This window comes from Polynucleobacter sp. AP-Sanab-80-C2, assembly GCF_035012965.1.
Taxonomy (GTDB): domain Bacteria; phylum Pseudomonadota; class Gammaproteobacteria; order Burkholderiales; family Burkholderiaceae; genus Polynucleobacter.
In genome coordinates this window covers 317,592-335,010 of sequence record NZ_JAYGQS010000001.1, presented here as the reverse complement: position 1 = coordinate 335,010, position 17,419 = coordinate 317,592, and the positions used below count along the sequence as shown (strand labels likewise).

The 17,419-nt window shown below is 45.0% G+C and carries 23 protein-coding genes; 9 read left to right on the top strand and 14 right to left on the bottom strand.

Annotation, left to right across the window (positions count from 1 at the left end):
* Position 1: 1 nt before the first annotated feature.
* A complete protein-coding gene (gene trmB, locus VC178_RS01755) occupies positions 2 to 817 on the top strand; it encodes a tRNA (guanosine(46)-N7)-methyltransferase TrmB (RefSeq protein ID WP_416350528.1) in 816 nt (271 codons plus the stop codon).
* A gap of 11 nt (positions 818 to 828) precedes the next feature.
* Here trmB and VC178_RS01750 read toward each other — a convergent pair whose 3' ends face one another.
* The 4 genes from VC178_RS01750 to ribBA form a co-directional block, all read right to left on the bottom strand.
* On the bottom strand, positions 829 to 2,301 hold the full coding sequence (locus tag VC178_RS01750; protein WP_323481414.1) for an NAD-dependent succinate-semialdehyde dehydrogenase: 1,473 nt from the start codon (positions 2,299 to 2,301) through the stop codon (positions 829 to 831).
* A gap of 121 nt (positions 2,302 to 2,422) precedes the next feature.
* On the bottom strand, positions 2,423 to 2,941 hold the full coding sequence (gene nusB, locus VC178_RS01745) for a transcription antitermination factor NusB (protein ID WP_323481413.1): 519 nt from the start codon (positions 2,939 to 2,941) through the stop codon (positions 2,423 to 2,425).
* 8 nt (positions 2,942 to 2,949) lie between these two features.
* Entirely contained in the window at positions 2,950 to 3,462 is a 513-nt protein-coding gene (gene ribH, locus VC178_RS01740) for a 6,7-dimethyl-8-ribityllumazine synthase (protein WP_323481412.1), read from the bottom strand.
* A gap of 28 nt (positions 3,463 to 3,490) precedes the next feature.
* The gene (gene ribBA, locus VC178_RS01735; protein ID WP_323481411.1) at positions 3,491 to 4,624 is read right to left on the bottom strand and encodes a bifunctional 3,4-dihydroxy-2-butanone-4-phosphate synthase/GTP cyclohydrolase II; all 1,134 of its coding nucleotides are present in this window, start codon (positions 4,622 to 4,624) and stop codon (positions 3,491 to 3,493) included.
* Between the two features lie 123 nt (positions 4,625 to 4,747).
* On the opposite strand from ribBA, the gene VC178_RS01730 reads away from it, so the two are divergent.
* The 6 genes from VC178_RS01730 to VC178_RS01705 are packed head-to-tail and all read left to right on the top strand — an operon-like array spanning position 4,748 to position 8,288.
* Positions 4,748 to 5,074, top strand: a complete 327-nt coding sequence (locus tag VC178_RS01730) for a hypothetical protein (RefSeq protein WP_323481410.1) — start codon at positions 4,748 to 4,750, stop codon at positions 5,072 to 5,074.
* Positions 5,058 to 5,630: a hypothetical protein gene (locus VC178_RS01725; protein ID WP_323481409.1), complete on the top strand. Its 573-nt coding sequence runs from the start codon at positions 5,058 to 5,060 to the stop codon at positions 5,628 to 5,630. Before VC178_RS01730 ends, VC178_RS01725 begins: the two co-directional genes overlap by 17 nt.
* Positions 5,627 to 5,956, top strand: coding sequence for a hypothetical protein (locus tag VC178_RS01720; protein WP_323481408.1), 330 nt, complete (start codon positions 5,627 to 5,629; stop codon positions 5,954 to 5,956). Before VC178_RS01725 ends, VC178_RS01720 begins: the two co-directional genes overlap by 4 nt.
* Positions 5,949 to 6,506: a pilus assembly FimT family protein gene (locus tag VC178_RS01715; protein ID WP_323481407.1), complete on the top strand. Its 558-nt coding sequence runs from the start codon at positions 5,949 to 5,951 to the stop codon at positions 6,504 to 6,506. Before VC178_RS01720 ends, VC178_RS01715 begins: the two co-directional genes overlap by 8 nt.
* Before the next feature lie 16 nt (positions 6,507 to 6,522).
* Positions 6,523 to 7,638, top strand: coding sequence for a bifunctional diaminohydroxyphosphoribosylaminopyrimidine deaminase/5-amino-6-(5-phosphoribosylamino)uracil reductase RibD (gene ribD / locus VC178_RS01710; protein ID WP_323481406.1), 1,116 nt, complete (start codon positions 6,523 to 6,525; stop codon positions 7,636 to 7,638).
* Between the two features lie 35 nt (positions 7,639 to 7,673).
* Entirely contained in the window at positions 7,674 to 8,288 is a 615-nt protein-coding gene (locus tag VC178_RS01705) for a riboflavin synthase (protein WP_323481405.1), read from the top strand.
* Here VC178_RS01705 and VC178_RS01700 read toward each other — a convergent pair.
* From VC178_RS01700 to tolQ, 8 genes are all read right to left on the bottom strand, one after another.
* Positions 8,285 to 8,497 (bottom strand): hypothetical protein, encoded by a 213-nt coding sequence (locus VC178_RS01700; RefSeq protein ID WP_323481404.1) that lies wholly within the window; start codon positions 8,495 to 8,497, stop codon positions 8,285 to 8,287. The genes VC178_RS01705 and VC178_RS01700 overlap by 4 nt on opposite strands.
* Positions 8,498 to 8,541: 44 nt before the next feature.
* Positions 8,542 to 9,276, bottom strand: coding sequence for a 7-cyano-7-deazaguanine synthase QueC (queC, locus tag VC178_RS01695; protein WP_323481403.1), 735 nt, complete (start codon positions 9,274 to 9,276; stop codon positions 8,542 to 8,544).
* Positions 9,277 to 9,293: 17 nt separating this feature from the next.
* Positions 9,294 to 10,025, bottom strand: a complete 732-nt coding sequence (gene ybgF, locus VC178_RS01690) for a tol-pal system protein YbgF (protein WP_323481402.1) — start codon at positions 10,023 to 10,025, stop codon at positions 9,294 to 9,296.
* Positions 10,026 to 10,526: a peptidoglycan-associated lipoprotein Pal gene (pal, locus tag VC178_RS01685; protein ID WP_323481401.1), complete on the bottom strand. Its 501-nt coding sequence runs from the start codon at positions 10,524 to 10,526 to the stop codon at positions 10,026 to 10,028. It abuts the gene before it with no gap.
* A gap of 124 nt (positions 10,527 to 10,650) precedes the next feature.
* Complete coding sequence (tolB, locus tag VC178_RS01680; RefSeq protein WP_323481400.1) at positions 10,651 to 11,961, bottom strand: Tol-Pal system beta propeller repeat protein TolB; 1,311 nt, start codon at positions 11,959 to 11,961, stop codon at positions 10,651 to 10,653.
* Between the two features lie 3 nt (positions 11,962 to 11,964).
* The gene (gene tolA, locus VC178_RS01675) at positions 11,965 to 12,768 is read right to left on the bottom strand and encodes a cell envelope integrity protein TolA (RefSeq protein ID WP_323481399.1); all 804 of its coding nucleotides are present in this window, start codon (positions 12,766 to 12,768) and stop codon (positions 11,965 to 11,967) included.
* Positions 12,769 to 12,794: 26 nt separating this feature from the next.
* Entirely contained in the window at positions 12,795 to 13,214 is a 420-nt protein-coding gene (gene tolR, locus VC178_RS01670) for a protein TolR (protein ID WP_215319615.1), read from the bottom strand.
* Positions 13,215 to 13,220: 6 nt separating this feature from the next.
* Complete coding sequence (tolQ, locus tag VC178_RS01665) at positions 13,221 to 13,877, bottom strand: protein TolQ (RefSeq protein WP_323481398.1); 657 nt, start codon at positions 13,875 to 13,877, stop codon at positions 13,221 to 13,223.
* A gap of 76 nt (positions 13,878 to 13,953) precedes the next feature.
* On the opposite strand from tolQ, the gene glyA reads away from it, so the two are divergent.
* Both glyA and nrdR read left to right on the top strand, forming a co-directional pair.
* Positions 13,954 to 15,198, top strand: a complete 1,245-nt coding sequence (gene glyA / locus VC178_RS01660; protein ID WP_323481397.1) for a serine hydroxymethyltransferase — start codon at positions 13,954 to 13,956, stop codon at positions 15,196 to 15,198.
* Between the two features lie 30 nt (positions 15,199 to 15,228).
* Positions 15,229 to 15,675: a transcriptional regulator NrdR gene (gene nrdR / locus VC178_RS01655; RefSeq protein WP_216177429.1), complete on the top strand. Its 447-nt coding sequence runs from the start codon at positions 15,229 to 15,231 to the stop codon at positions 15,673 to 15,675.
* 25 nt (positions 15,676 to 15,700) lie between these two features.
* Here nrdR and VC178_RS01650 read toward each other — a convergent pair whose 3' ends face one another.
* The gene (locus VC178_RS01650) at positions 15,701 to 16,672 is read right to left on the bottom strand and encodes a GDP-mannose 4,6-dehydratase (RefSeq protein WP_323481396.1); all 972 of its coding nucleotides are present in this window, start codon (positions 16,670 to 16,672) and stop codon (positions 15,701 to 15,703) included.
* A 1-nt stretch (position 16,673) separates the two neighbouring features.
* Complete coding sequence (gene adk / locus VC178_RS01645; protein WP_323481395.1) at positions 16,674 to 17,339, bottom strand: adenylate kinase; 666 nt, start codon at positions 17,337 to 17,339, stop codon at positions 16,674 to 16,676.
* Positions 17,340 to 17,419 lie beyond the last annotated feature (80 nt).

The following is a 17,419-nucleotide window of genomic DNA, read 5'->3' as shown; positions in this document are numbered from 1 at the left end:
GTTGATCGAGCAAGTAGGAAAAAAACAAGAAAAACGATTTGAGCGCATTCGCTCATTTGTTTTAAGGGCAGGAAGAACTACCGCAGGGCAACAGCGTGCAATCGATGATCTTGGACCATGCTTTCTGATCCCATATCAAGAAAAGAAGCTTGATATGGACAGCGCGTTTGAGGGATCTACAAAACCCAAGATTCTAGAAATTGGTTTTGGTATGGGCGAGACCACCGCCAAGATCGCAGCTTTAAGAAGTGAAGATGACTTTTTGGCAATTGAGGTACATCCTCCGGGAGTTGGAGCCTTATTGAAGCTGATTGGAGAAAATAATCTCACTAATCTGCGCCTGATTCGTCATGATGCTGTTGAGGTTCTGGAGAATATGATTGCACCAGAATCTTTAGATGGTATTCATATTTACTTTGCAGATCCCTGGCATAAGAAGCGTCATCATAAGCGTCGCCTGATTCAAGCTGAATTCGCCAGATTGCTGGTATCTCGTTTAAAGATCGGTGGATATTTACATTTGGCAACTGATTGGCATAACTATGCAGAGCAAATGCTCTTAGTGCTCAATGCCGAGCCATCTCTTCAAAATACCTCTAGTCAGCAGACCAAGATTAAAACCTTTGGTGTAGAAGATCTCCTTAAGCCAGAAGAGGTTGGAAGAGAGTTAAATGAATTTAAACCCACTGCTGAGCAATTAAGTGCACCGCATCTGGGTTATGTTGAGCGTCCAAGCTATCGCCCAGTAACGAAATTTGAAAACCGTGGCATCAAGTTGGGCCACGGCGTGTGGGACTTGGTTTATAAAAAGAAATAAAGCCCTAGGTGTTATAGACCAACGCAGACGTATTTCATTTCTAGGTATTCATCCATTCCGTAGACGCTGCCTTCGCGACCAAGGCCGGATTGTTTAACACCACCAAACGGGGCAACTTCATTAGAAATGATTCCGGTGTTGACCCCAACCATTCCATATTCCAGAGCCTCTGCAACTTTCCAGATGCGCCCAATATCCCGGCTATAAAAATAGGAAGCCAGGCCAAATTGACTATTGTTAGCTAATGCAATCACTTCTTCGTCTGTTTCAAAAGGAATAATGGGGGCAACAGGGCCAAAGGTTTCTTCATAGGTAATCAGCATCTGATTATTGACATTGGATAGGATGGTGGGCTCATAGAAGTTCTTTGAAGCAATACTTCTCTTACCTCCTGTAACAAGTTTGGCACCTTTACTAATAGCATCAGCTACATGCTTTTCGACTTTCTCTAAGGCCGCTGCTTCAATCAGTGGTCCTTGAGTAATGCCTGGCTCCATACCGTTACCCACTTTGATCGCTGTAATTGCTTTGGCAAATTTTTCAACGAATTGATCTTGAACTTTTTTGTGGACATAAAAGCGATTGGCGCAAACACAGGTCTGCCCAGAGTTGCGGAACTTGGAGGAGATGGCGCCAATGACTGCAGCATCAATATCGGCATCTTCAAACACAATGAAGGGAGCATGACCACCTAGTTCTAAGGCTATTTTTTTAACCGTTGGAGCGCATTGCTCCATCAGAATGCGTCCAACTTCTGTAGAGCCTGTAAAGGAGAGGTGGCGCACTGTTGGTGAGGTGCACAGTGTTTTGCCAATCACAACAGATTGATTGGCATCAGCAGTAATGATGTTGATGACCCCATCTGGAATCCCAGCGCGCACTGCTAGTTCTGCCAAAGCTAAAGCTGATAAGGGCGTAAGTTCTGCTGGTTTGATCACAATCGTGCAGCCCGCCGCTAAAGCAGGTGCAATCTTGCGTGTAATCATCGCAATCGGAAAATTCCAAGGGGTGATAGCTACACATACGCCGATAGGCTGCTTAAGCACCATCATACGTTTATCGCCCCAAGTGGTTGTAGGAATAGAGCCGGCAACACGTTTTGCTTCTTCAGCAAACCACTCAACAAAAGAAGCGCCATAGACTACTTCGCCAGAAGCTTCTGCTAAAGGTTTACCTTGCTCTAATGTCATGAGGGTGGCGAGATCTTTTGTGTTCTCAATAATGAGATCGAACCACTTGCGCATGATTTGGGCGCGCTCTTTGCCAATCCTATTGCGCCAATCAGGAAGTGCTTGCTCGGCTGCCTTGATAGCCAGTTCTGCATCCTTGCTACCCAGGTTGCTTACCGATGCGATTAATTCATCGGTAGCTGGATTGGTGACTGCAAATGATTCTTTAGAGTCAATCCATTTGCCATTAATAAAGGCCTGCTCTTTAAATAGGCTAGGATCTTTTAGAAGGCTGCGAATATCAATTTTTTGCATGATGAACTTTTCCGATCAAAAGGGGTATGCACTGTTAGAATGATTTTATCCCTAGAAGTAAAAAAGCCCGACAAGCTAAGGCTTATGGGGCAGATATCGCCAACTAACTCAATGAACTGATTTATTTCGCTTGAGTTTCAGCTACCCGTAGTTTTTGAGCTAAGAGGTCTAGGACGCCATTGACATATTTGTGGCCATCGGTACCACCAAATGTTTTAGCAAGCTCTACGGCCTCATTAATGGCGACTTTATAAGGTACAGATAGGTCGGCAGATAATTCATAGGTGCCAATCAAAAGAGCGGCATGCTCTACTGGTGATAGTTCATTGATGGGTCTATCAAGTGCAGGCGTAATGATGGCCTCAAGCTCGTCAGTACGCTCTAAAACCCCCTGAAAAATACCATTAAATAAATCAAGTTGGCAACGCTTAAAAGCAGGATCTTCAGACAATTGCTTTGAGATTGCTGCACCATTAGGGAGGCTACCTGCACGACGCACAACTAAGCTTTGATACACACCTTGGAGGGCATATTCACGAGCGCGACGACGTGGCGTCAGGGAGCGTTTTGGGACTGCAGACTTGGTATCACCATCCTTAGCAGAGTTTGCTTGAGAAGGGTTAAGAGTCGATTTGTTCATATGAACCATTACTCTTCACCAACATTCATTTCGATATCAATATCTGGAGTCAGCGCTAAAGCAAGGTTGGCCATTTCCACAACAGCTTTAGCGCAATCAGCACCCTTCACATTCACACGCACTTTTGCTTGCTCATCGGTATCGCAGGTGAGCACTCCATTGGCAATTGGTAAGCCAGAGTCAATCGAGATGCGCGTAATTCCAGAAGCAGATTCATTGGAGACTAGTTCAAAGTGGTAGGTTTCACCGCGAATCACAGCGCCTAGTGCTACCAGCCCATCAAACTCTCCTGTTTCAGCAAGCTTTTGAAGGGCAAATGAAATTTCGAGGGCACCTGGTACGGTAACTAACTTAATGTCTGATTGAGAAACGCCCAAGGAAATTAATTCACTAATGCAAGCATTTGTGAGGGCAACACAATGATCTTCATTGAAGCGTGCTTGCACAATACCAATGCGTAAATCTTGGCCATTGAGATCTGCTTCTAAAACGCCTACAAAGTCATTATTCGAGTCGGTCATGATCATTTTCCAATAGGATAAATACAGATTACTTGGGCTGATACGGGGTATAGCCAGTAACCTCTAGCTTATAGCCCGAAAGACTGGGTACAGGATTTGGGTTTGCTAATAAGCGCATTTTACCGACACCAATATCTTTCAAAATCTGTGCACCGATTCCGTAACTTCTGAAATCTGTTTTACGAGACAAAGGTTTTTTCACTTCATCTGTTGATTGATTCAATTTCTGAAACTGCGCCAACCAATCTTCGTTATTGGGTGCGGCAATACCAGCAGCATTCAAAAGAACAGCAACTCCGCTAGGGCCGGCGGCTATGTGCTGCAGGGCTTGCGCTAGCGGCCAAGAGTGATTGCTGACCTTAGCGTCTAGAAAATCGAGAACGGTGACGGGTTCATGTACACGCACAAGGGTTTCTAGTCCTTCGGATGGCTTACCGTGAACGAGTGCAATATGAATGCAAGAACTTGGCGTATCACGATAAATAATGCCTTCAAACTTGCCCCATGGGGTAATAAATTCACGCATTCCTTCGCGCACTACAATGCTTTCATGTTGGCTGCGATACTGAATGAGATCAGCGATGCTGCCAATCTTCAGTTGATGTTCTTTGGCAAACTCTAGTAAGTCAGGTAGACGTGCCATGCTGCCATCATCTTTCATGATTTCGCAAATCACGGATGTTGGTGAGCAGTCGGCCATCGCGGCAAGATCGCAGCCAGCTTCAGTATGGCCAGAGCGAATCAGAACGCCACCTGGTTGTGCCATTAAGGGAAAAATATGGCCAGGCTGAACCAAGTCACTTGGTTTAGCATTGGGCGCAACCGCAGTCTTAATGGTGAGGGCGCGATCTGCAGCAGAAATGCCAGTTGTAACGCCGCTTGCCGCTTCAATCGAAACTGTGAAATTGGTACCCATTGAGGTGCCGTTATCACGCACCATCAGAGGTAAATTTAGTTGCTGGCAGCGTTCGCGGGTCAAGGTCAGGCAAATGAGTCCACGACCATGTTTAGCCATGAAATTCACCGCTTCAGCACTGACATGATCGGCTGCTAAGACCAAATCACCCTCATTCTCACGATCTTCTTCGTCAACGAGAATGACCATCCGGCCGGCACGTATCTCGGCGATGATTTCTTCTGTATGGGCAAGGGCGTTTGGCATAGCCCTCTATTTTAAGCTGAGCAGGCGCTTGTCCTTATCCTACAGTGCCAATCTTCCGCTTTTCTGACAGCAAGAGCCTCTAAACGCTGTTTCGGTGCTATTCGAAGCCCTAGAAAATGGCGTATGCGCTCAGAATCACGGAATGGATTCATTCTGCTAGAAGTTTTGGTAGCAATGAGCCTCATTTTGGGGGTTTGGATGACTTCCATTGGCGCTTATCAGAATTTGGCTCTTCGGCTTAATCAGCAAGAAAGCAAGCGTTCACAACTGAGGCAGGATTTAGACGTGTATGAGCTCACTGAGCAAGTGAGAGCCAATAGCAGTCAAACTAAATCTCCCAGTATCCCTAACACTTCTTCTAAGGGCTTGAAGAATGAATCTTCTCGAGTGTCTAGTCGGAATCGCTCTTTGCGTCCTGTTGCTAAATCCTCTTTTGAAAACGAGCGCTGATCTGTTCGTCAAACAAATCGAGTATGAAAAAACGCACGCCTTGACTTCAGAAGCGGAGCGCGCCTTAGAATTAATTGGCCGCGCAATTCGAATGGCTGGTTACCAAAATATTCAATCCATCCATCAAAAAATTGATCAGAAAAATTCAAACCTAGTAATTGAAGTTCAGAAAAGAAGTGGTTACCAAGGATCAGATTCTTTAATGATCAGGCATCAGTTATCTGATGGTGTTGATTTTGATTGCATTGGGAATGTTTTAACGAGTGATCGAACAAAAAATAACTTAGCTCTTCAAGGTTTTCTAGTAGATAGACAGGCTAGTTTGCCTAAGGGCGCAAAGACTAATGGCGGCTCACTCCTGTGCCAGTCATTGGATCGTCAAGGACGTATTCAAAATACAACTTTGATGAATGGCATCAATTCTTTTAGGGTTGAGGAGTTAGGAAGCCATTCAAGGCTAGGGCAGCGGGCTTTTAAGATCAAGCTTCAAATGACTGATGGCGCTTCAATTCAGAAGGATTTTGAGCGAATCTTCACTACCAGAAATCTTCCATGATTTTGGCTTGGGTTATTTCATTATTGCTTTTGTGTTCGTCTTTGATTGTGTATCTAGAGCGATTGACAGTCTTACGCATGATTGAGGTGCAGACTATCGAGCATGCGCATGAAAGATTTATAACAGCAGAAAAATCAGTTTTAGAGTGTCAAAGCAATATCACTAACTTATCTGCATTAACTGAAAATAATTGCTTCATTCAACCTGCAGGAAAAAATCAATGGTTAATTTCCAGTAAAGAGAAGCCAACTATTCAAGTGCACATCTTAGTGAATGAAAAATCAGGCGCGGTGACACGACTAAATTGGCGTCAAGCATTTGAATAAAGATCATCACCTTGAATCAGGAGCAAGCTTGCTGGAGTTAATGGCGGTAGTTTTAATCCTTGCCATCTCGGCAACAATCACGATGCCACTGTTACAGGAGCAAATTGCTATTCGTGAAATTGAATCAGTGGCCAGAAGATTTATTGCTCATGCCCAATTTGCTCGTCAGCAAGCCTTACATCTCGGTGAGTCTGTAAAAATAGAGCCTACCTCGAATAGGTCTTGGGAGGATGGGTGGAGTATTAATAGTGGCTGCATTGGTACGAACCCTAAATCCACTTGCGTCGATAAAACATGGATCTCGCATGGCAAGACTGATCCGATTTCTTTTAAGGGTGGGGCTAGGCACTTTATTGATCCACATACAGGCAAGATGGGGATTCTTTTTAATGCTGCCGGAGCTGCCAAAACAGCTCAAGGTGGATTTGTTGCTAATCGTCTAATCTTGGGCCATCAGAGGTTTTCTGGCTTGGAGCGCCAGCTGATACTGGGTAGTGGTGGTCGATGGCGTATCTGTGACCCAGCTAGGGATGCAAAGCACTGCCATTGAATGGTTTAATAGACCCATGTATACCGCTATTGATTATCAATGGATGGGCGAGGCTTTAGCCAAGGCTCAAAAAGCACTTTATTTGGCTAACCCTAATCCGCGGGTGGGTTGTGTCATTGTTAAGGATGGGCAAGTCATTGGTCGTGGATTTACTCAACGCGTTGGTGGTCCGCATGCAGAGGTTCAAGCAATCTCGGATGCCAGAGCAAATGGGAAGGATCCTATAGGTTCCACGGTCTATGTCACTTTAGAGCCATGTAGCCACACTGGACGCACACCACCATGTGTTGATACTTTGATTGCCGCAAAGCCAGCCAAAGTGATTGCTGCAATGACTGATCCAAACCCCCTAGTTGCAGGAAATGGTTTGAAAAGGCTGACAGCGGCTGGTATTGAGGTGGAATTTGGATTGATGGAATCGGAAGCCAAAGCCTTAAATCGTGGATTCATATCCAGGATGACTCGTGGTCTGCCATGGGTACGTTTAAAGATTGCCGCAAGTCTAGATGGAAAAACGGCCTTGCCGAGTGGTGAGAGTCAATGGATTACTGGGCCGCTCGCGAGGGCTGATGGTCACCACTGGCGTGCGCAAGCTTGCGCCATTGTTACAGGCGTTGGTACGGTTAAAGAAGATGATCCCGCTCTGAATGTGCGTGATGTTGAAACCCAACGTCAGCCATGGCGAATTATTGTTGACTCTAAATTGGAAACACCGCCTCAAGCTAAGATTCTGAATAAGGCAGATCAGTCTGGTGCCATGATTGTTTGCGCAAGTTTGGATAGCTCAGAAAGCCAAGAAAAAGCCAAGGCCTTTGAGGCTCGAGGCATTGAGGTAATTGCGATGGCAAATGAGTTTGGTAAGGTAGATTTACCAAAGCTCTTTGCTTTTCTTGCGCAAGAGCGTGAGATGAATGAAATCCATGTGGAGTCAGGTTTTAAGCTCAATGGCTCCATGCTCAGAGAAAACTGTGTAGATGAGCTCTTGCTCTACTACTCACCGTTCTTGATGGGTGAAGGTATTGGTATGGCAAATATCCCTGCTTTATCCTCATTGAAATCACGGCAAGATTGGCACATCATTGATCAGAGTTTAATTGGCTCTGATCTCAGGCTCAGGTTAATCAAGTCTTAATCAAGATTTCAATCAGAAGAACTAAAATCACCCATATGTTTACAGGAATCATTACTGCCGTTGGTCAAATCAAAAGTGCTCAATCTAAGGGCGATGGTCTTCATCTAATCGTTGAAGTTCCATCGGGATATTTGGATGATGTAACTCTAGGCGATAGTATTGCTATTCAGGGTGCTTGCATGACGGCAACCCATTTAGAAGGTAATACCTTTACTTTGGATATCTCTCGAGAGTCCTTAAATAAAACGGTTGGCTTAGATAAAGTGGGTCCAGTTAATTTGGAAAAGGCACTCCGACTTAATGATCGTCTTGGCGGTCACCTGGTTAGTGGTCACGTTGATGGTGTTGGTAAAGTCGCATACTTTGCGCAAGTCGCTCAAGATGCATACGGGTCTTGGTTATTGCGAATTGAGGCGCCAAAAGAATTAGCCCCGTTCTTAGCTTACAAGGGCTCTATCGTTGTTAATGGCGTATCACTTACTGTAAATAAAACGGAAGATAGTGCCAATGCTTGTGTTGTTGATATCAACTTGATTCCACATACCTTACAAAGTACAACTCTTGGAAACTTAAAGCAGGGCGATGCAGTGAATTTGGAGATTGATCTGATTGCGCGTTATGTTGCGCGTATGCTTGAGAGTCAAAACTAAAGTTGCTCTAGTTTTACTTTCACTGTTTTCCGACCTTTGCGTGCCTTGATAATTTTAACTAGGGCAAGGTCGTCAACCATGTCGAGTTGTGACTCATAATCTTTTGCTGATAAAGGGTGGGCTTGAGCTTTCTTACAGTTTAGGGCTGCCAAAGGCAAATTTCTAGTTCTTCCAGTGATTTTGTTTTGGTTATTTTTTAAATTAGCCATATTGACTTTGATTTTGGTGTGAATTTTCCACACGAGACAATACCTCATCGATAGCGCGTTGGATCATCTAAATTAGCCTGCTTAAAGCCCTCTCGTCTTAGGCGACAAGACTCACATTCACCACAGGCTTCACCCAAATCATTAGCTTGATAACAGGATACAGTTTGTGAGTAATCTACACCAAGAGTGCTTCCTAGTTGAATAATTTCTGCTTTAGTGAGTTTGATGATGGGCGCATGAACTCGAAAGCGATTTTCATTATTGATTGCCTCTACACCAGCCTTAGTGGCGAGGTTAGCCATCATTTCGAAAGAGGCAACGTATTCAGGGCGGCAATCGGGGTAACCTGAGTAGTCAACTGAATTTGCACCATAGAAGACATCCAAGCCACCAAGTGATTCTGCCCAGCCCAAAGCGAGAGACAGCAAAATCGTATTGCGTGCTGGTACATAGGTAATGGGGATTTCTAAATCTTTGCCTGGAGTCGTTGGTATAGCAATGGATGAGTCGGTTAGGGCTGAACCACCAAAACGGGTTAAATCTAGATTTACTACTTCATGACGAGCGACCCCAATTTGCCTGGCAATATGTTTTGCTGCAGCTAATTCAGAAGAGTGACGCTGACCATATCCTACTGATAGAGCATAGGGTGAGTATCCTAAGTCCTTGGCTAATGCGAGCACTGTAGTGGAGTCTAGGCCACCAGAAAATAAGATCACTGCAGGGGCGCCAGACTTGCGTGGCGCGAGACTCTCAAATGCCGCAGACAACTTAGACATGAAGCTTGGGTATTCGATTATTTGGTAGCGACGAGCAGTTGCTGCGCATCCTTGGCTGCATCGGTATCGGGATACTTTGCAATGATTTCGCTAAAGGTTTTCTTGGCCGCTGCTTTGTTGCCACTCTCTAATTGAGAGTTGCCCAATGTCACCATTGCAGCGGGAACACGCGGATGGTTGGGATATCGCTTAATCAGACTTTGAAGTTGGCTAATAGCACCCGCGTAGTTTTTATTTGCGTATTTACTATTGCCACTCCAGTACAGCACAAGAGGAAGGAAAGGGCTTTGCAGATATTTAGCGCTAAATGCAGAAAATCCTTCATCTGCTTTTTTAAGATTGCCTGCCTGGAATGCTTTTAGAGCATCGTCATACGCTTTTTTCTCACCAGGTTGCACTGTGCCACTCACACCTTCAATTGTGACTGTACGTGGCTCAAAATTACCTAAGCGGGTATCTAAATCTTGGTAGTAAGTTTTTTGGCTAGATGAGATGTCATCACCTTGCTTTTCAAGCACTTCCACTTTGCCCCGTAGTTCTGCATTCTCAGCCTTGAGCTTATCAATTTGACTTTGAAGTTCAAGTTGCGTCGTAGCTAGAGATTTACGTAGATCCAGAATCGCTTTACGAGCCTCATCATCTGAGAATAGGGCCCAAACGTTATTAGAAGCACCTAAGCAAACTAGCGCGGCACTTAAACAAAACGCTCGTAAGAGCGTTTGTTTAAAAGCATGTGAAGAGTGGATCATTTAGTTCGTAATATAAATAATGTCAGCACGACGGTTTTCTGCCCAAGCTGCTTCTGTATCGCCTTCAGCTTTTGGCTTCTCTTTGCCAAAACTAACGGCTTCCATTTGATTATCAGATACGCCCATTAAATTGAGTGATTTACGAACAGCATCAGAGCGGCGTTGACCTAATGCTAGGTTGTACTCAGCTGTACCACGATCATCTGTATTGCCTTGAATAATGATCTTTTGATTTGGATTGGCCTTTAAGTATCCAGCGTGTGCAGACAACATCTTCTGATATTTAGTCTGAACGGTGAACTCGTCAAAGCCAAAGTAAACGCTTTTATCAAAAAGCGGACTCTTAGGATCATTCCAAGGTTGCGAGCCAAAGTTACCACTGCCGCTACCGTTGGCACTATCAACATCATCTAATTTCACGCTCGAGCAAGCTGCCATCAAAAATGTAGTTGCACCAATTAGGGCAAATGTGGCTGCACGGCGTACGATAGAAACGTTCATGATTTTCCTTTTCCTACAAACTTGGTAATGAATTTGATGCGTAATTTAGTTGGCATATAGCCTATAGTTAATATTATGCTCCCAAGAGCATCAAAAGTGCCTATTTCAGCCTGAAAAGGGCGTTTTAGTCCATGAAAGGACCCCAGGAAGGCTGGCGTACATCAGACCCCGGGATGCTTAAAACTTGCTTAGAATTGCCGTCTACTGAAACGGCTGCAAGGACACGTTTGCCATTGACCTTGGTTGAGTAAAGGACATAGCGACCGTTGGCTGCAAATGATGGAGATTCATCGCTCGTACCATCGGTTAATGCTTGGGTATCCCCTGTCGCCAGGTTCAGAATATAGAGTCGATAGGCTCCACCAATATTGGCGATGTAAGCTAAATATTTTCCGTCAGGAGATATTCTGGGTGAAGTCACAAAGCCTTGCTTGAAGGTAACGCGTTTGGCGCCTTCAACTTGTTCACCGTCTGCACTCATTCGATAGATCTGGGGATTGCCACCCCGATCACTGGTGAAATAAATATAACGACCATCCATTGAGTACTGCGGCTCAGTATCAATCGTGCTGCCACGAGTTAAGCGATGCAGTCCAGTGCCGTCGGCATTGATGCCATAGATTTGGGTATTACCATCCTTAGAAAGTGAGATCGCCAATCTTCTGCCGTCAGGCGACCAAGCTGGGGCGCTGTTATTTCCTTTTTGATTTGAAAGTGAAATACGTCGACCAGTAGCAAGTTCATGAACATAAATCACTGGCTTGCGATCTTCAAAAGAAACATAGGCGACTTTCTTGCCATCGGGTGACCATGATGGAGAAATAATCGGTTCGCTACTATTCATGGCATTACGAATATTTTGACCATCTGCATCAGAGATGACTAAGCGATAGCGCTTACCATCTTTGATGACATAAGACAGGCGAGTAGAAAAGACGCCACGTTCGCCCAAGAGTTTGAAAATAATGTCGTCTGCAATTTTGTGTGCTGCTGCGCGTAAATTATCTGCGCTAGAGTTTAGATTCAAGCCACCAAGACTTTGCGACTTGCGAATATCAAATAGCCTATAACGAATCTCAAATTGCTCGTTACCAGTCTGTGTGATTGAACCAACTACGAGGGCATCAGCACCACGCGCTGCCCAAGATTTGTAGTTTGGCGTATCGTCAGCACTTTCTGCAGCATTGCCGTTCTCGGTATTTTTAAAGTAACCACTACGTGCCAAGTCTTGGCGAATAATTTCAGTAACGCTAGTAGGTAATTTGTTTTCATCTTTAAAGCGCATCACGGCAATAGGGTAAAGCGATTGTCCAACGCCAGTGATTTCAATATTCATTTGTGCGAATGCTGGACTCGTCAAAGTCATCAGTAAGGCAGTTACTGCAATACACAAAGATTGCAATTTCAAAATCATTTTTTTCATCAACTGCAACATGCTTTAGTCCTTGGGTTTAAAGGTCAACTTGACTTCGCGTTGTGGAATTTTGCCATTGTCATCTTTCGGCAGACTTTCTGCGCGAGAAAGCGCTAAGAGCACGGCGCGATCCCAGCTAGGATTGCCGCTGGAAGTTAAAACACTCGTACTGAGAATGGCTCCATCTGGGGCAAGGTTCACCTGAATGACGGCTGCAGGATTACCGCTGACTGATTCGGGATTAAAGACGATGAGCGGCTTTACTTTCTTAATGACCTTATCTGTCCAGCCTGGGGGAGCGTTGCCACCGCCACCAACACCGCTTCCGACCTTGCCACCACTACCCCCTTCAGCGCCAGCGGCAGCTCGTAGCCTTGCTAATTGATCAGCGCGAACTTTTTCTGCGGCAGCATTGGCTTTAGTTTCGGCAGGCGAGGGAGCTTTAGGTGCTTCTGCTTTTTTAGGCGGCTCTTCTTTCTTCGGTGGAGGAGGCTTCACCACTTTTGGTATTTCTTTAGCCACCTCTTTTTTAGGGAGCTCTTTTTCTACTTCCTTTTTCTTGACTGCAATATCAGCAGCCTCTTCTTTCATGACTGTTTTGAGTTCAGGCTCAGGCTTATTTACTACTTGAGGTGCGGAGTCCCATAACTCGACTTCTACTCCAGAAGGGGTGGAGTTATTCCAGCTAATGCCGATGACTAAAAAAGCAAGCAAGCCTAGATGTGCAATTAAAGAAAACGTAAATGCACGCTTAGTGCTTTCCTCTTTAGTAAAGCGTCCCCGCTTAAATGAAGAATGAGGTGATTGAAAAGTAGATGCGCTATTCATAAGCAAATAGAGGTTAGATCAGCGTCTTACTGACTCTTGACTGCTAGACCAACACGCTTGACGCCATTTTCTTTGAGCTTAGACATGACATTCATCACAGTTTCATATTTGATGGACTTATCTGCAGCTAGTACTACTGGTTGCTCAGCAGATTTCTCGGCTTGCGCTCTTGCAAATGCACCAAGTTCAAATGGATTCAGTGTCTGAACAGGCTCACCATCTTTGCGAACGATGACATTTTCGCTGGCATCAATCGTCAGAAAGACAGGTGGTAATGATTGCACTTTAGCACCACCCACGGTTGGTAGGTTGACAACGCCTGGATTTACCATGGGTGCGGTGACCATAAAAATCACCAGCAAGACCAACATCACATCAATGTAAGGAACGACATTAATATCGGACATTGCCCGACGTTTTGATTTACGTAAAGAAGATCCGGCCATAGCTGATTAGCGACCTGAAGTTTGTCGTTGCAAGATATTCGTAAACTCTTCGATGAAAGTTTCAAAGCGAATTGCAAGGCGATCTACATCAGTCGCTGCGCGGTTGTATGCAACTACCGCAGGAATCGCTGCGAATAAACCAATAGCAGTTGCGACGAGCGCTTCAGCAATGCCAGGAGCTACTGCAGCTAAGGTCGCGTTCTGTACATTCGCTAAACCACGGAATGCATGCATGATTCCCCATACAGTTCCAAAAAGACCAATGTAAGGAGAGACGGAGCCAACAGATGCTAAAAATGGCAAGTTGGCCTCTAAGGTATCCATTTCGCGCTGGTAAGTAGCCTTCATTGCACGACGGGCGGCATCGATTTCACGCACTTTCATGAACTCTTGCATCCCAGCCTCGAAGATATGTTCCAGGACTGCGTCACTGCGAGTATTGCGCTGTGATGCCTCTAAAAGGGTTTTGAGATCACCGCCAGACCAAAAATCACGTTCAAAGCGTTCGGTGTCTCGTCTTACCCCACGCAAAACAGCCGTTTTCTTGAAAATAATGGTCCAAGAGGCAATAGACATCCCCAGTAATAACAACATTACCAACTGTACTAATAGGCTGGCATTGAGGACGAGGGAAAGGAATGAGAGGTCTTGTGTTGTGGTCATGATGGATTTTGTATGATGTAGGTTGATTTTACTAAGTTAATTCACTCAACAATCCAACTTCTTCAGGATTATTACCATGTTTGACCGCCAGAACACTTTAGCCAAAACCGACCCCCAGTTGTGGGAAGCCATCCAGAACGAAAATAAGCGTCAAGAAGACCATATCGAGCTCATTGCCTCTGAGAACTACGCCTCACCCGCAGTGATGGCAGCCCAAGGCTCTCAATTAACTAATAAATATGCTGAGGGATATCCAGGCAAGCGTTATTACGGTGGTTGTGAATTTGTCGACGTTGCTGAGCAGTTAGCAATCGATCGTGTCAAAGTTCTGTATGGTGCTGAAGCTGCTAACGTTCAACCCCATTGCGGTGCATCTGCTAATCAAGCGGTTTTTTTGGCCTTCTTAAAGCCGGGCGATACCTTTATGGGGATGAGTCTGGCTGAGGGCGGTCACTTAACTCATGGTATGGCCCTGAATATGAGTGGCAAGTGGTTCAACCCTATTTCCTATGGTCTCGATAAAAACGAAGCAATTGACTATGAGCAAATGGAGCGTTTGGCACGCGAGCACAAACCTAAATTGATTATTGCTGGTGCATCTGCCTACTCACTTGTAATCGATTGGGAACGCATTGGTAAATTAGCAAAAGAGGTTGGCGCGATTTTTATGGTGGACATGGCACATTATTCTGGTCTGATTGCTGCTGGTGTTTATCCAAACCCAGTACCCCATGCTGACATCGTGACCTCCACTACGCACAAGAGTTTACGTGGCCCGCGTGGCGGCATCATCTTAATGAAGGCTGAGCACGAGAAAGCGATTAACTCTGCTGTCTTCCCAGGCCTTCAAGGAGGCCCTTTGATGCACGTGATCGCTGCTAAGGCGGTTGCATTCAAAGAGGCACAAGAACCAAGCTTTATAGATTATCAAAAGCAAGTGATAGCCAATGCTAGAGCATTGGCTGAAACATTAATCTCTCGTGGGCTTCGCATTGTTTCTGGTGGCACGGATTCTCATGTGATGTTGGTTGATTTACGTGCGAAGAAAATGACTGGTAAGGAAGCGGAGCGTGTTTTGGGTGAAGCCCATATCACCTGCAATAAGAATGGCATTCCGAATGATCCAGAAAAACCCATGGTGACCAGTGGCATCCGTTTAGGTTCGCCAGCGATGACAACGCGGGGCTTTAAAGAAGCTGAAGCCAGACAGGTAGGTAATTTCATTGCAGATGTTTTAGATAACCCAACCGACCCAGAAAATATCGCCAAGGTTCGCGCACAAGTTTCTGAGTTAACGAAGCGCTTCCCAGTTTACGGTTAAGCAAGCTAACACTAAAGAAAAGAGTTCACATTGCGCTGCCCCTTTTGCCATAACGAGGATACTCAAGTTTTAGATACCCGGGTATCGGATGAGGGCGACACAATTCGTCGCCGTCGCCGTTGTGCCAAATGCGATAAGCGCTTCACAACTTACGAACGGGTAGAGCTGGCATTGCCCGCCATTGTGAAAAAGAATGGTAGCCGGGTTGAGTACAGTCATGACAAGCTAGTAAGCTCAATTAAGCTGGCATTACGTAAGCGTCCAGTATCTTCGGATTCAGTTGACGAATCGATTGCGCGCATTGAAGAAAAGCTACTCAGCCTGGGTGAAAAAGAAATCCCTAGTGAACGTGTAGGTGAACTCGTGATGAGAGAGTTGAAGCGTCTCGATAAAGTGGCCTACATTCGCTTTGCCTCTGTCTATCGAAGCTTTGCCGATATTGAATCTTTTGAAAGCGCTCTAAAAGAGCTCAAGTAGTAGATCAAAGCCTTAAAGCTCCAGGCTATTGCTGGTATTTTTTCGCTTGCTCGGCACACATCATCTTGATAACGCCATCAATATCGGTCGGCTTACTCCAACCAAAAGTTTTGATTGCTTTTTCAGGGTTGCCTACACTAGAAATAATTTCATTAGGGCGAAAGAAGCTAGGTTCGATCTCGACATACTTTTGCCAATCTAAATCAAAATATTCAAAGGATTTGGCTACAAAGTATTTGAGCGACTCTTTTCTACCTGTCGCAATCACAAAGTCATCTGGCTGATCTAGTTGCATCATGAGCCACATCGCTTGAACATACTCAGGAGCCCAGCCCCAGTCGCGAGAAATATCTAAATTACCTAGCTGTAATTTATCGAGTTGACCCGTTTTGATTTTTGCTGCACCAGTAACGATCTTTTGGGTGACAAAGCGCTCAGGGCGTAATGGTGACTCATGGTTAAACAAGATCCCAGTACATGCATAAAGTCCGTAGGACTCGCGATAGCTGTTAATCAGCCACTTGGCAGTGGATTTGGCTACGGCATAAGGACTGCGTGGTGCAAATGGCGTTTGCTCGTTGGCTGGCATATCTCCGGTGTCACCAAAACATTCACTCGAACCGGCATTATAAAAACGCACAGGTTTATTGAGTAAGCGAATCACTTCCAAAATATTGAGGGTGCCAATCGCAATACTCTCAATGGCTTCGACTGGTTGATCAAATGAGAGCCCTACAGAGGTTTGACCAGCAAGGTTGTAGATTTCATCAGGAGTTGACTCTTGAATGGCATTGAAAACGCTTCTAAAGTCATTAATGGATACTGAAATCAATTTGACTTGGGAGCGAATACCCAGGGTATTAAGATTATTAAAAGATGAAGACATCACATCGCGTGATGAACCGGTAACTTCATATCCCTTAGATAAAAGGTGTTTGGCTAAATAAGCACCGTCTTGCCCGGTAATGCCAATGATTAGCGCTTTTTTGGATGTCAATTTACTTTAGAGCAGAAAAGATTGAGATAGTTATGTCTTCTACGCTTCCCGTACCGCTGACTTTGCGATAGGCTGGCGCTTTTACTTTATCGCTTGAGTTGGCTTGCGTTGCCCAAGAAGAATAGTACTCAACCAGCGGGCGAGTTTGATCATCGTAGACTTGCAAACGTTTGCGGACAGTCTCTTCTTTGTCATCATCACGTTGAATCAAAGTATCGCCAGTCACATCATCTTTACCATCAAGCTTGGGTGGATTATATTTAATGTGATAAGTACGACCTGAAGCAGGGTGAACACGACGACCACCCATACGATCAATAATCGCGTCAAACGGAACATCGATTTCTAAGACGTAATCTATAGGTACCCCAGCATCTTTCATGGCCTGTGCTTGAGGAATGGTTCTTGGGAAGCCATCAAATAAATAGCCTTTACTGCAATCAGGTTGAGTCAGGCGATCTTTCACCAAGCCAATGATGATGTCGTCAGAAACTAAGCCACCGGCATCCATAATTTTTTTAGCAGCAACTCCCAGCTCAGTTCCAGCTTTCACGGCTGCGCGCAACATATCGCCAGTAGAGATTTGTGGAATTGCAAATTTTTCACAAATAAACTGAGCTTGGGTGCCTTTTCCGGCACCAGGTGCACCGAGCAGAATTAAGCGCATTGTTTTCCCCTTAGAGTATCTTTAATTGTCCCGTATTTTGTCGGGATATTTTGTATCTAATGCTTAGGATTATCCCCGAG